Source organism: Pseudarthrobacter scleromae (assembly GCF_014644515.1).
Classification (GTDB): Bacteria; Actinomycetota; Actinomycetes; order Actinomycetales; family Micrococcaceae; genus Arthrobacter; species Arthrobacter scleromae.
Genome location: NZ_BMKV01000004.1, coordinates 270,228 through 284,099 on the forward strand (window position 1 = coordinate 270,228; position 13,872 = coordinate 284,099).

The following is a 13,872-nucleotide window of genomic DNA, read 5'->3' on the forward strand; positions in this document are numbered from 1 at the left end:
GCCCATGAAGGACCTGCCGCGCCATACGGAAGACTCTGTGAGGTGGAAGATGGCCACTGCGGAACATTCAACTGAAGGGCTCGCCGCCACCGCCGCGCCGGCTGTCACGAAGCGCCGCAAAGGCAGCCTGGTGGTCAACTGGATCACCACCACTGACCACAAGACCATCGGGTACATGTACCTGATCACGTCGTTTGCCTTCTTCTGCCTGGCCGGGGTGATGGCCCTGCTCATCCGCGCTGAGCTGTTCGAGCCGGGCATGCAGATCCTGCAGACCAAGGAGCAGTACAACCAGCTTTTCACGATGCACGGCATTGCGATGCTGCTCATGTTCGCCACCCCGCTGTTCGCCGGGTTCGCCAATTTCATCATGCCGCTGCAGATCGGTGCTCCGGACGTGGCCTTCCCGCGGCTCAATGCGCTGGCTTTCTGGTTCTTCCTTTTCGGCTCCACCATTGCGATGTCCGGCTTCATCACGCCCCAGGGCGCCGCGTCCTTTGGCTGGTTCGCCTATGCGCCGCTCTCGGATACCACCTTCAGCCCCGGCATCGGCGGTGACCTCTGGGTGTTCGGCCTGGCGCTGTCCGGCTTCGGGACCATCCTGGGTGCGGTCAACTTCATCACCACCATCATCTGCATGCGCGCCCCGGGACTGACCATGTGGCGGATGCCGATCTTCACCTGGAACACCCTGGTCACCTCAATCCTGGTGATCATGGCCTTCCCGCCGCTGGCCGCAGCCCTGTTCGCGCTCGGTGCCGACCGGCGCTTCGGTGCCCATATCTACGATCCGGAGAACGGCGGCGCAGTCCTCTGGCAGCACCTGTTCTGGTTCTTCGGCCACCCCGAGGTGTACATCATCGCCCTGCCGTTCTTCGGCATCGTCTCCGAGATCTTCCCGGTGTTCAGCCGCAAGCCGATCTTCGGCTACAAGGGCCTGGTCTACGCCACCATCGCCATTGCCGCACTGTCCATGACAGTCTGGGCGCACCACATGTACGTGACAGGCTCGGTGCTGCTGCCGTTCTTCGCGTTCATGACCATGCTGATCGCGGTGCCCACCGGCGTGAAGTTCTTCAACTGGATCGGCACCATGTGGGGCGGTTCGCTGACCTTCGAGACCCCCATGCTCTGGAGCATCGGCTTCCTGGTCACGTTCCTGTTCGGCGGCCTCACCGGCATCATCCTGGCGTCCCCGCCGCTGGACTTCCACGTGTCGGACACCTACTTCGTGGTGGCCCACTTCCACTACGTGGTGTTCGGAACCGTAGTGTTCGCGATGTTCGCCGGGTTCTACTTCTGGTGGCCCAAATTCACCGGAACCATGCTCAACGAGCGCCTTGGAAAGATCCATTTCTGGATGCTGTTCCTGGGCTTCCACGGCACCTTCCTGATCCAGCACTGGCTGGGCGTCATGGGCATGCCCCGCCGGTACGCCGACTACCTGGTGGAGGACAACTTCACGTGGATGAACCAGTTCTCCACCATGTCGTCCTTCCTCCTGGGGGCCTCCCTGCTTCCGTTCTTCTGGAACGTCTACATCACCTGGCGGACCGGGAAGAAGGTCACCGTGGACGATCCATGGGGATTCGGCGCCTCGTTGGAGTGGGCCACGTCCTGCCCGCCGCCGCGGCACAACTTCACCTCCCTGCCCCGGATCCGTTCGGAGCGGCCGGCCCTGGACCTGCACCACCCGGAGCTCCGGGTCCGCGAGCACGACACCACGCACAGCCCCGCGGCGGCGGCCCTGGGCGCAGCCGACATCGGCCAGAAGGACGTCCGCAGCCCGAGTCCGGACGAGTGACAAAAAGGCTAGATGCAGCGGGGCTGGTAGGCCGGGTCGGCCGGGCCTGAGCTCCTGCCCAAGGCGTGGGCCACGATCTGGTGGACCACGGGATCGTTGGGTGCCTGGTCATGTTCGAAGACGTCCAACGGGCACTTGTCCTGGATGGTGATGTTGGTGACCTGCCGCGCCGGGCCGGCGAGGAACTGGCTGTTGTACGGGATCACCACTTCGTCATAGACCGTGGAGATCACCGTATAGGACGGTCCGACCACGGTGTCACCGATGGAGTTGAGCTTCTGCATGAACGCGGAGCCGGCCTGCTGGTCGGCACACGCCGCACACCCGAGCGCGGTGAAGTCCGGGTCTTCCAGGACTTCGGGCGGCGGAATGATCACGCCCTCGGTCCCGTGATTGGAGGGGGCGATGCCGATGAGATGGTTGACGTTCTTGGCCCCGCCGAGGAAGCCCATGTAGTAGCGGGGCATCATGCCGCCCTGGCTGTGGCCAACGAGGTTCACCTTCCTGGCGCCGGTGGCGGCCAGGACCGCGTCAACGAATGGGGCGAGTTCCTGGGCGGAGTCCGCGACGGGGGCGGTGGCGTAGACGCCGTTCGTCTCGCCGTAGTTCAGGGCAAACACGCAGTAGCCCTGGCTCTTGAGGTAGGGCGAGAGGGTGGACCAGTTCTTCACCATGCTCTCGAAGGTTCCGGGCACCAGGACCACCGGATAGGGGTGTTCGGAGGTTGGCTTGCAGGACCAGTCGTTCGCGCCGGGAGGGGGAATTTCGACGACGCCCGCCTGGGCGGGTGCCACGGCCAGGGATGAGGCCAGGACAGCGGAGGCGGCAAGGGACAGGGTTCTGGTAAGCAGCGACATGGAAACCTCTTTGTTTTGTGTCAGCGGGTGCAGGGCCGGAAGCCAGGCTGTGGGCCCGGTTTCCATGCTAGGCACGCCGGGTGCGGCACCGGCATGAAGTGCACGGACGTGCGCCACTTGCGGACCAGACTGCAAGGCGGCGGGACGTGGACCGCCTGGCGCGCTCAGCACGCGTTGTTACTGGTCAGTAGCTAATTGCGGGCCGCGCGCGCAATGCCCGGGCAGTGCCCGGGCCAGGCCAGTGGTTCATGTCGACTGCACAAACGTTCACGCCAGGCCCCGGCGCCAGGGCGTCGTGCGGTGTGCTGGCACACGCGGGTTAAACAAAAGCATGGCCGGTCAGTGACCGGCCATGCTTTCAAACTTTGAAACCCTAAGGCCCCAGTTTCTCTAAGGAATTAGAGGGACTGGATGTTTACGGCCTGGGGACCCTTGGGGCCCTGCTCGGTTTCGAAGGAGACCTTCTGGTTCTCTTCGAGTGAGCGGAAGCCGGAGGAGGCGATCGCAGAGTAGTGTGCGAAAACGTCCTGTGAGGAGTCATCGGGGGAAATGAAGCCGAAGCCCTTTTCAGCGTTAAACCATTTGACGGTACCAGTAGCCATTATTTTTGTCCTTCGTGAAGGTGGAGGAACTGTCCCGACTTTCGGGTCCTCCTGTTTGGGGTGCTCAAAACCGCTGCTTCAGAAGAACACGGGCTTTCGACCGTGCGTACTGCCTGAACTACGAACTGCATAAACACAACAACAGGATCTACTCTACAGGAGATTGCGGACAGCAATTACCAACCGGCCTCCACGGTTCCCCCAGTCCCCTTCCGCAGGCCTGTCAGGAGCAGCGGCACCAGGCGTATGGTTCTGCCATGGAACCGATGCGGGCCATCCTCCTTCCTGGCGCAGTCCTCCCCGCGCAGGATGCGTACGGCGCTCTGATTGAAGCCCTGGGAGCGGATGTCCAGGCAGTGGCCAAGGACCTGGAGCTTTATGCGGACGAGGAGCCTCCGCCCGGCTGGAGCCTTGACACGGAGGTGGGCGGCGTGCAGAGGGAGGCCGATGCACGCGAATGGGAAACGTTCCACCTTGTGGGCTATTCCGGCGGCGGGGCTGCGGCGCTGGCCTTCGCCGCGAAATACCCCGAACGGCTGCTCAGCCTCGCCCTGCTTGAGCCCGCCTGGGCCGGGACCTGGGACTGGAGCCCCGCCCACGCGGAGGTCTGGAAGAAGTACGAACAGCTGGAGACCCTCCCTCCGGAGCAGATCATGCCCGCCTTCATGAGGCTGGGAGTCAAGCCCGACGTCGTCCTGCCGCCACCACCGCCGGGTCCCCCGCCGCCGTGGATGGCCAGGCGGCCGGCAGGGATCAAGGCATTCCTGCGCACCTTCAGGAGCTACGACCTGGACCGGGAACGCCTGGCGGCGTTCCGCCCGCCCGTGTTCTGCGCCCTCGGCGGACTGAGCAACCCGGATGACTACGGCGAGATTGCCGGCCGGTTGGCGCGGGTCTTCTTCCCGGACTTCCATCTTGAAGTCTTCCCACAGCGCCACCACTTCGACCCGCCCCACCGGATAGAGCCCGTCCGGCTGGCGGAGTTGCTGCGGCGGCACTGGGAGCAGGCGGAAGGCCGCGGCTGAATCTGCCCTTAGGCCAGCTGGGTTGCTACACTTGCTACGGAGGTGCGTTATGGCAACAATTCCACACCGTGAACTGCGGAACGAGAGCAGCAAGATCCTCGAACGCGTGAAGAACGGGGAGACAATCGACGTCACCAACAATGGCGAAATCGCCGCTACACTCATCCCGCCGTCAGCTTCCCCCCTTGAACGGTTGCTGCTGGCAGGCCAGGTACGCCCCGCAACTGGACCCGTCGACTTCACCGCCCTGCACCGGGTCAGTCTGGAATCCAGCACGGAGGAGATTCTGGACGACCTTCGCGGTGACCGTTGATCATTTACGCGGATACATCGGCAGTCCTCAAACTCGTGGTGGAGGAGCAGGAATCGCCCACCTTGGCGGCGTACCTGTCAACAGCGTCCCAGACCCACAGCCTGGTTGCCTCCATGCTCCTCTACACAGAACTCCACTGTGCAGCGCGCCGCCGTGCGATACACGGCGAACTGGTCAATGCAGCCCTCGGCGGCATCAACCTGGTCGATCTTGTACGTTCGGACCTCATGTACGCAGCGGCTCTGCCGGGCAGGCTTCGCAGCGCGGATGCCATTCACCTGGCCACTGCTATCCGTCTGCAGGTTGACGTTCTTGTCTCGTACGACGTCGAACTCCTCACCGCAGCGGTTGATGCCGGCATCAACGTCCTGTCCCCGGGAATGCGGACCGGGCCGTAACGAGGACGTGACTCACCCCTCCTCCTCCGCAATTGTCGGCGGCTGCGTGTAGCTTGGGCACATAAGTCATTCGGCCGCCGGAAGCCCCCTGAGGACGCCTTGGATTTCTTCGCCATCAACAGCCTGCGTGAAAACCACGCCGGCTGGTCCCTGCTCCGGGCACAGAACGCGCCGCTGGCCTTGTCCTTCTTCATGAAGGCCTTCACCGGGCCCAACCAGAGGGATATCGGCCGGCAGCAGCTCGTCGACCACCTCGACGACGTCCTGTTCGGCCTCCGGGACGTCTACGGCGAGGACAAGTTCCCCCGGCCCGCCGGGGAGTACCTGGACGACTGGGCAGCGCCGGAAAAGGCCTGGCTGCGGAAGTATTACGTTCCCGGCCAGGACGAACCGCACTACGACCTCACCCCCGCCGCCGAGGACGTGGTCCGGTGGGTGGAGAACCTTCGCGGGCGGGACTTCGTTGCCACCCAGTCCAGGCTTACCAGCATCTTCGCAGTCCTGAAGGCCCTGGTGCAGCAGTCGGAGACGGACCCCGAGGTCCGGCTGGCCGAGCTGCAGCGCCAGCGGGACGGCATCGATGCCGAGATACAGCGGATCAGGGACGGCAACATCAGGGTGATGACCGCTCCTGAGGCGCTGGACCACTTCCAGCAGCTGACCACCCTCGCCAAGGATCTGCTGTCCGATTTCCGGGAGGTGGAGCAGAACTTCCGGAAGCTGGACCGGCAGGTACGCGAACAGATCGCCACCTGGGACGGGACCCAGGGCGAACTTCTGGAGACCATCTTCGCCAACCAGCAGGGCATCAGCAGTTCACTCCAGGGCCGCACGTTCCAAGGTTTTTGGGACTACCTAATGTCGCCCCAGCTGCGTACCGAACTGCAGGACCTGCTGCAGCGTGCCACGGAAATCGAAGCGCTCTCCGGCGTGGAGGACCTGCACGCCGTGACAAGGCTGCACCAGGACTGGCTGCCCGCCGTCGACCAGACACAGGGCACCGTCCGCCAACTCTCCGAACAGATGCGCCGGCTCCTGGATGACAAAGTCTTCCTCGAAAACAAGCGCATCATGCGGCTTGTGCGTAGCATCGAATCCAGTGCGCTGGGCAGCCGGGAGGCGCCGCCGTCGGGCGTTTTCATGGAGATCGCCGCGCAGTCGGTGGATGTCGCGCTGCCCTTCGAACGGCCGCTGTACGAGCCAAGCCGGAAGATGATGGTGGACGACGACGTGCTGGCCGCCGATGATTCGGACGTGGACGCCGGCGCCCTGTTCAGCCAGTTCCACGTGGATAAGGAGCGCCTGCAGGCGAATGTGGATGCCGTCCTGGCCGGCGCCGAGCAGGCCACGCTCGTTGAAGTGACCCAGGCCCATCCGCTGCAGCAGGGGCTCGCCGAGATCGTGGCGTACTACCAGCTGGCCAGCGAATCCGAATGGGCCAACATCCATGACGACGTTCCCCAGCAGCTGCAGTGGAAGCTTCCCGACGGCAGCACCCGCGAAGCCACCATCGATCAGATCATCTTTGTGAGGCCGGCATGAACCCGAGTGAAATGACGGAAACCGCCCGCACGCCCGAGGAACTGCCCGGCGTCGTGACCCGCCTCTTCCGCGGCGTCCTCTACGCCGAATCGGACGAGAAAGCGTGGCAGTCCCTGCTCACGCTGGAATCCCAGGCCCGGGACTATGTGGCCGTGCTGGGGTTGGACCTGATCCTGGACGAGTCCGAGGGCTACGCGTTCCTGCGGTCGAGGGAGGACCCGGAAGGCAACCTGCCCCGGCTGATCCCGCGCCGCCGGCTCACGTTCGACGTCAGCCTCCTGCTGGCCCTGCTGCGCGGCCGGATGCTTGAGTTTGACACCAACAGCAGCGAGCTCCGCCTCATCATGACGGAGCAGGACATCGTGGACATGGTGGCGGTTTTCCTGCCTGAGTCCAGCAACCAGGCCAAGATCCTGGACAAGCTGGGCGCCACCCTTAAAAAGGTGGTGGAGCTCGGCTTCCTCCGCAGGCTCCGCGGCCAGTCGGAAACCTACGAGGTCGCCAGGATCCTGAAGGCCTATGTCGACGCCCAATGGCTGGAGGAGTTCGACGCCCGGCTCGCTGACTACCGGGCGTCCTTGGAGGAACCCGCAGGCGCTCCACCGCAAACGCCTGAAAGCACCACGGAAGGGGAACTGCCGTGACCGCGGACCTGCAGGACAGCCTGTTCGGCCTCGAGGACCCCGCGGAGGCGCCAGAGTCGCCGGAACAGAACACAGAGGACGACGCCGGCACTCCCCCGGGCTACCGGCTGCACCGTTTGGAGCTGCTCAACTGGGGCACCTTCCACCAGGGTGTGCGCACGTTCCGCCTGGACGGGGCGAACAGCCTCCTGACGGGCGACATCGGCTCGGGAAAGTCAACGGTGGTGGATGCCATCACCACGCTCCTGCTGCCCGCAAACAAGATCGAATACAACAAGGCTGCGGGTGCCCAGAAGAAGGAACGCACCCTCATGTCCTACGTGCGGGGGTACCACAAGAGCACCCGCAGCACCGGCGGCGAGAACTCCAAACCTGTGTCGCTGCGCGGCACGGGTTCGCTTACCGTCGTGCTCGCCGTCTTCCGCAATGCTGTGCTGGACAAGTCGGTCACGCTGGCCGTCACCCTGTGGGCGGTCCAGGAGGCAGGCCAGCCCAACCGGTTCTATTCACTCGCGGAAACGGACCAGAGCATCGCAGCGGATTTCGCCAACTTCGGCCAGGACCCGTTCAAGCTGAAAAAGAAGCTCAAGGCTGCCGGCGCCGCGGTGCACGACACCTTCGAGCCCTACGCGGCAGCGTTCAAGCGCCAGTTCGGCATCAGCGGGAACCAGGCCATGGAGCTGTTCCACCGGACGGTGTCCATGAAGCAGGTGGAGAACATCACCTCCTTCGTGCGCACCAACATGCTGGACGAGGACGACGTCGAGAGCCGGATCAAGAACCTGATCCACCACTTTGACGACCTCAAGAAGGCCCATGGCGCTGTGCTGCGCGCCAAGGACCAGATCGCCATGCTGGCCCCCATCCGAGAAGGTGCCGCCCGGCATGCCCAGCTCACGCATGAGGACCAGGAAGCCAGGGACCAGCGGGACCAGCTGCACCCCTGGTTCACCAACCAGAAGCTGATCCTCAGCCTCGAGCATGCCGCCGAGCTTGACAGCACCGGGCAGCGGCTCCGCGAGGACAACGCAGCCGTCACCTCCCGCATCACCGAACTCCGGCACGATCTGAGCGCGGTTGCCGAGGACATCCGTTCCAACGGCGGCGGCCGGCTCGCGGCCATCGACGCTGAGATCGCCCGCCTCGAGCGGGAAGCAGCCGTCCAAAGGACCCGGTACCAGGCCTATGCTGCCGCCGCCGCGGAGCTGGGCCTGCGGGCACCGGAGGACCGGGTGCTGTTCGACGCCAACCGGGACGGCTTGGGAGCCGTCGAATCCGGGCTGGCGGAACAGAACAGGGACCTCCAGGAGCAGCGCACCGAGCTGACCATGACGCGCACCGTCCAGACCGCACGCGCTGCAGACCTCACAGCGGAACTCACCAGCCTCCAATCCCGGCGGAACCTGCTGCCGCTGGACCAGGTGGGGATCCGCCGCCGGCTGTGCGAGGGAACCGGCGTGCCGGAGAAGGCGCTGCCGTTCGTCGGCGAGCTGCTGCGCGTCCGCGACGGCGAAGCCGCCTGGGAAGGCGCAGCCGAACGGACCCTCAAAGGCTTCGCCTTGTCCCTGCTGGTACCGGCCGAGCACTACGCTGCGGTCAGCAGCTGGGTGGACTCGAATAACCTCAAGGGCAAGCTCGTTTACCTGAAGGTGGCTGACTCGTACTCCGCCCGGACCGCCGAACCCGGAACCTTGGCTGCCAAGATCGCCATCAAGCAGGGCACGCCGTTCCATGATTTCCTGCTGGAGGAACTGGCCGGCCGGTTCGACTACGTCTGCTGTGACACGCTGGCCGAATTCCGGCGCTTTCCCAAAGCGCTCACCGCCAACGGGCAGCTCAAGGGCGGCAGGGGACGGCATGAGAAGGATGATCGCAAGGACATCGCGGATCGGCGGAATTACGTGCTGGGCTGGGACAACCAGGACAAGGTCAATAGGTTCCTGGCCGAGCTGGACGAGGCAAAAGGCCAGCTCCAGGTGGCCGCCACGCAGCTGGCCAGCGTCGACCGCCAGCTGGGCGACCTCGGCCGGAAGAACCAGCAACTGGGCACCGTGCGCTCGGTGGCGGATTTCGGCGAGGTCAGCTGGGAGCTCACCGCCCGGCGGATCGAGGAGTCCAAGGAGGAGCGGCGGGCGCTGGAGTCAGCCAGCAACATCCTCCAGGAGTTGGCTGCCCGGGAGGCTGTCCTGAAGGCTGACCTGCTGCGTTTCGAAGAGCGGGCCGGCAAGATCCAGCAGCGGCTCGGAGCCAACGAGAAGGACACCGAGAACCTCGCGGAGGCCATCGCCGAGTGCCGTGCTGTGCTGGCGGAGGACCCGCTGACGGAAGACGCCGGCTTGCTGGCATCCGTGGCCAGCCTCGCCGCCGGCGCGCCCGGGGAAAGACTCCTCACCTACAAGAACACGGTCGCAGTGGAAAGCGCGGTGCGGCAGGAGCTGACAAAGGCCATCGATGCGCTGTCCAAGCGTCTGGCCACGGCGGAGGCCGGCACGGTGCGCCTAATGGCCGACTTCCGGAACAAGTATCCGAACGAAACCACGGAGATCGACGCTTCACTCGATGCCGCCGGAGACTACAGCCGCCTGCTTGATCAGCTGGAAAAGAACGACCTGCCCAAGTTCGAGGCGCACTTCAAGGAGTCCCTGAACCAGAACACCATCCACGAGGTGGTGGCGTTCAATGCGTTCCTGGACAGCCGCCGGCAGGACATCGTCAACCGGATCAACAAAATCAACGAGTCCCTGGCAACCATTGAGTACAACCGTGGCCGGCACATCCAGCTGGAGCACCAGAACACCACGGACCTGGACGTGCGGCAGTTCGGAACGGACCTGCGGGCCTGTTCGGAGGGAACCATCGGCGACGAGGACCAGTACTCCGAACAGAAGTATCTGCAGGTGGAGCGACTAATTGAACGGTTCCGCGGGCGGGACGGCTTCACCGCCCTGGACGAGCGCTGGACGGCGAAGGTAACGGATGTGCGGAACTGGTTTACGTTCTCCGCCTCCGAGAAGTGGACCGAGACCGGCGAGGAGTTTGAGCACTTCACCGATTCCGGCGGAAAGTCCGGCGGCCAGAAGGAAAAGCTGGCCTACACCATCCTGGCTGCAGCGTTGGCATTCCAGTTCGGGCTGGGCGCCAACCAGGCTCCTGCCGGGGCCGGGACGAGCGCGGGTAAGGGCCGCAGCTTCCGCTTTGTGGTGATCGACGAAGCGTTTGGGCGCGGCTCCGACGAGTCTGCACGCTACGGCCTGGAGCTGTTCCAGCGCATGAAGCTGCAGTTACTTATTGTCACTCCCCTGCAGAAGATCCACGTGATAGAGCCGTTTGTGGCACACGTGGGCTTCGTGGCAAATACGAATGGCAACGATTCGAAACTGCGGAACATGACCATCCAGGAGTACCGGGACGAGCGCGACCGGCATGCCTAAGCGGCGTCCCGAGGGGCCCGAAGCGAGCTTGCGAGGTTCGGGAAGGGACCTCCGCGCTGACAGCTCCGCGGGCCGGGCACAGGGATGGACCACGCCGGCGGACCTTCGCACCTTGACGCTGAAGGCCTGGAGCAGCGGCGCCCTCCTCCGCGAACTGCTGGATCCCAGCGGGGCGTACCCCCGCCGTCGTGCCTTAAAGCGGCCGACGGCGGCGGCCCTCCTCCGTGACTACGCGGCGGCGCGCGCCTGGGCGGCCGGGTTGTTTGCCGCCGCGGGGCCCTTCACCCTGGAAACTACCGAGGTGGGGCGCAACACCATTGGGGCCAATCATCTGCCGGCCGCAGTGGTCTTCGCTTCGGCACAGGATGAAATTTCGTTCGCAGGCAAGGCAAGAGATGCCGCTTGGTTCGTGGCCCTGGCCGAGGGGCTGGCCGGGCTGGATCCTGCATTCCGCACCTGGGCGCTGCGGCGTCCGCTGAAGCTGCTGGACCTCGGTGGGGATGCCCTCACCGCAGCGCGCGTTGCACTGTGGCTTCGGGACAACCCGGAGCCCGGTGTCTACGTCCGCCAGCTGAGCCTCTCCGGCGTGCATACCAAGTTCATTGAGGGCAACCGGACGGTGATCGATGAATTGCTCGGAGCGCTGTCCGCGGAAACGGCGACCAGGGATGCCCCGGAGGCTGCCGCGGAGCTGGTGGCTGCCGCAGAGCAGGTGGCTGACGCAGAGCAGGTAGCCGGGGTGGCCGCTGAACCCGGCTCGCTCCTGGGGCAGCCAGCCCCGCGGACTCCCGCCGCCCGATTTGCCGTCCGGCATGGGTTCCTGCACCCTCCGGAGCTCGTGCGGTTCCGTTCACTGGATGCTGCTGTGCCGTTGCTGGGCAGCGCCCGGGATGTCACGGTGACGGCTGAGGCGTTCAGCACCCTGCGCCTGCCCGTCACAAGAGTGCTGGTCACGGAGAACCTGGTGAACTTCCTGGCGGTCCCGGAACAGCCCGGAACCCTGGCGATCTACGGCGGCGGGTACGGCTTCTCGGCACTGCGGGATGCATCGTGGCTGCGGGACTGCAACGTCCTGTACTGGGGCGACCTGGATACCCACGGGTTCCAGATCCTCGACCAGCTCAGGGCAGTCCACCCGCATGTGGTGAGCGTATTGATGGACGAAGCGACGCTCCTGGCGCACCGGGACGTGTGGGGCAGCGAGCCGGCACCGTCCACGGCGGCCCTTGGCCGGCTGACTGCCGATGAGGCAGCGCTCTACAAAAAACTGCAAAACGACGTATACGGAACAGCTGTCCGGCTGGAGCAGGAACTCATCCGCTGGGACTGGGTGCTGGCACGCCTGTCGGGTTAACCGGGATTGGGTTGACCGGGACTTTAGACAAACCGCGCCTGAAAGGACTTCGGACTCTGGCGGCCGGCTGTGTACCGGCGGAGGATCGCCCTATCAGCGGTTTGCGGGCGAAAGGGCGCCGGTCATGATGTGGGGTTACGGCTCGAACATGGGCTGGATGATGTGGCTCTGGGGCCTCCTCCTGCTGGTGGGCATCGCCCTGCTGGTGCTGGTGGCCGTGCGGTTGTCAGGCACCGGGAGGACGTCAGAACGCCATCCTGGACCGCCGCGGTTGCCCGGACCTGATGCCGGCCGGACCCGGGCGCAGCAGATCCTCGATGAACGCTTTGCCCGGGGTGAAATCGCGGAGGAGGAATACCGCGAACGGCTGAGGGTCCTCGGCGAGGGCCGCTGATGCGTGCCATCAGCCGGCGGCGGGCGCTGCTGCTGGGAGGCCTGGGAGCGGCGGCCACGGTGGCCGGCGGAGCCGGGCTCTGGTGGACGGCCACGTCCCGTTTCTCCCCCGAAGCCGGCGGTGGGTTCACCGAGCCGGAGGAGCTGCGCAGCACTGACGGACAACTGAAGGTCCGGCTCGAGGCTTCGCCCGTATCGGTGCCCCTCGGCGGCCTGCAGGCATCCATCCTGGGCTACAACGGAAGCGTCCCCGGCCCCACACTGCGGGTGCGGGGCGGAGACGCACTCCAGATCGAGCTGGTCAACAACCTGGGTGTCCCCACCAACCTGCACGTCCACGGCCTCCACGTCTCGCCCCAGGGCAATGGTGACAATGTCTTCGTCATGGTCCCGCCGGGCCAGTCGTTCAGCTATGAGCACCGCCTCCCCGCGGACCACCCTCCCGGAACGTACTGGTACCACCCCCACCACCACGGCATGGTGGCAGACCAGGTTTCCGCCGGCCTTTTCGGCGCCATCATCGTTGAAGAGGAGGATGCGCCCGCCGTCAGCCGGGAACGCATCCTGGTGGTTTCGGACCTAACCGTGGACGGCTCAGGTGCCTTGGCGGAGGCCACACCAATGGATCGGATGCTCGGGCGCGAAGGCCGGCTGGTCCTGGTGAACGGCCACAGCAGCCCGGAGCTTTCCGCCCGGCCAGGCGAGCGCGAGCGGTGGCGGATCGTGAACACGTGCGTTGCCCGCTACCTGCGGCTCCGGCTGGACGGACATCAGTGGGAGCTGCTGGGCATTGACCTGGCCCGTTTCCCCAAACCGCAGACGGTGGACGAGGTGCTGCTTGCGCCGGGCAACCGTGCCGATGTCCTGGTCACAGCCACCGCTGGTGTGTCCGCCCTCAGGTCCGGCTACTACAACCGGGGAAGCATGGCAGGCATGATGGGACGGGCCGGCCGCGGACCGGATGCCGGAGGCACCGGGGACCTGGTGCTGGCAACGTTCTCGGCGTCCGGAGCCCCGGCCACCACACCGCCCACGCCGCCGGCGCCGCCGCCCGCCCGGCCGGCACCGGAAGACCTGCGGAACGCGGTGGTCGCAGCCCGCAGGCAACTGACCCTCGCCACAGGCACGGGTATGGGGATGGGCAGGGGAATGATGACATTCACCATCAACGCGCGGACCTTCGATCCGGACCGGACAGACACCGTTGTGGCTGCAGGGACGGTGGAAGAGTGGACGCTGCTCAACCCCAGCCCCATGGACCACCCCTTCCACCTGCATGTCTGGCCCATGCAGGTGGTTGAGGAGGCAGGGACCGCCCCGGACTCGGTGACCTGGCGGGATGTGGTGAATATCCCCGCCAATGGCCAGGTGAAGGTCCGGGTCAGTTTCACGGGTTTCACCGGCCGCTCCGTGTACCACTGCCACATCCTGGACCACGAGGACCAGGGCATGATGGGAGTCATTGAGGTCCGCTGAGCCAGGCGCCAACCCACGGCGCCGGGTACCGCC

12 protein-coding genes are annotated in these 13,872 nt (G+C 65.3%); 10 read left to right on the forward strand and 2 right to left on the reverse strand.

Annotated elements, in window-relative coordinates; translation table 11 throughout:
* Positions 1-49 precede the first annotated feature (49 nt).
* The gene (gene ctaD / locus IEX33_RS12185; RefSeq protein WP_188730900.1) at positions 50-1,804 is read left to right on the forward strand and encodes an aa3-type cytochrome oxidase subunit I; all 1,755 of its coding nucleotides are present in this window, start codon (positions 50-52) and stop codon (positions 1,802-1,804) included.
* Positions 1,805-1,812: 8 nt separating this feature from the next.
* Here ctaD and IEX33_RS12190 read toward each other — a convergent pair whose 3' ends face one another.
* Both IEX33_RS12190 and IEX33_RS12195 read right to left on the reverse strand, forming a co-directional pair.
* The gene (locus tag IEX33_RS12190; protein WP_188730507.1) at positions 1,813-2,661 is read right to left on the reverse strand and encodes an esterase/lipase family protein; all 849 of its coding nucleotides are present in this window, start codon (positions 2,659-2,661) and stop codon (positions 1,813-1,815) included.
* A 398-nt stretch (positions 2,662-3,059) separates the two neighbouring features.
* The gene (locus IEX33_RS12195) at positions 3,060-3,263 is read right to left on the reverse strand and encodes a cold-shock protein (RefSeq protein ID WP_066274236.1); all 204 of its coding nucleotides are present in this window, start codon (positions 3,261-3,263) and stop codon (positions 3,060-3,062) included.
* Positions 3,264-3,520: 257 nt separating this feature from the next.
* Here IEX33_RS12195 and IEX33_RS12200 point away from each other — a divergent pair, with 257 nt between their 5' ends.
* The 9 genes from IEX33_RS12200 (at position 3,521) to IEX33_RS12240 (ending at position 13,839) form a co-directional block, all read left to right on the forward strand.
* A complete protein-coding gene (locus IEX33_RS12200) occupies positions 3,521-4,288 on the forward strand; it encodes an alpha/beta fold hydrolase (protein ID WP_188730509.1) in 768 nt (255 codons plus the stop codon).
* Positions 4,289-4,337: 49 nt separating this feature from the next.
* The gene (locus tag IEX33_RS12205; protein ID WP_188730511.1) at positions 4,338-4,601 is read left to right on the forward strand and encodes a type II toxin-antitoxin system Phd/YefM family antitoxin; all 264 of its coding nucleotides are present in this window, start codon (positions 4,338-4,340) and stop codon (positions 4,599-4,601) included.
* Positions 4,598-4,999: a type II toxin-antitoxin system VapC family toxin gene (locus IEX33_RS12210; protein ID WP_188730513.1), complete on the forward strand. Its 402-nt coding sequence runs from the start codon at positions 4,598-4,600 to the stop codon at positions 4,997-4,999. The genes IEX33_RS12205 and IEX33_RS12210 overlap by 4 nt, the downstream gene beginning before the upstream one ends.
* 99 nt (positions 5,000-5,098) lie before the next feature.
* A complete protein-coding gene (locus tag IEX33_RS12215) occupies positions 5,099-6,541 on the forward strand; it encodes a DUF3375 domain-containing protein (protein ID WP_188730514.1) in 1,443 nt (480 codons plus the stop codon).
* Complete coding sequence (locus IEX33_RS12220; RefSeq protein ID WP_229675355.1) at positions 6,538-7,185, forward strand: DUF4194 domain-containing protein; 648 nt, start codon at positions 6,538-6,540, stop codon at positions 7,183-7,185. Before IEX33_RS12215 ends, IEX33_RS12220 begins: the two co-directional genes overlap by 4 nt.
* Positions 7,182-10,616, forward strand: a complete 3,435-nt coding sequence (locus tag IEX33_RS12225) for an ATP-binding protein (protein ID WP_188730516.1) — start codon at positions 7,182-7,184, stop codon at positions 10,614-10,616. The genes IEX33_RS12220 and IEX33_RS12225 overlap by 4 nt, the downstream gene beginning before the upstream one ends.
* Complete coding sequence (locus IEX33_RS12230) at positions 10,609-11,970, forward strand: Wadjet anti-phage system protein JetD domain-containing protein (RefSeq protein ID WP_268238415.1); 1,362 nt, start codon at positions 10,609-10,611, stop codon at positions 11,968-11,970. Before IEX33_RS12225 ends, IEX33_RS12230 begins: the two co-directional genes overlap by 8 nt.
* A 124-nt stretch (positions 11,971-12,094) precedes the next feature.
* On the forward strand, positions 12,095-12,364 hold the full coding sequence (locus IEX33_RS12235; protein ID WP_188730520.1) for an SHOCT domain-containing protein: 270 nt from the start codon (positions 12,095-12,097) through the stop codon (positions 12,362-12,364).
* Positions 12,364-13,839, forward strand: a complete 1,476-nt coding sequence (locus IEX33_RS12240) for a multicopper oxidase family protein (RefSeq protein WP_188730522.1) — start codon at positions 12,364-12,366, stop codon at positions 13,837-13,839. Before IEX33_RS12235 ends, IEX33_RS12240 begins: the two co-directional genes overlap by 1 nt.
* Positions 13,840-13,872: the final 33 nt, after the last annotated feature.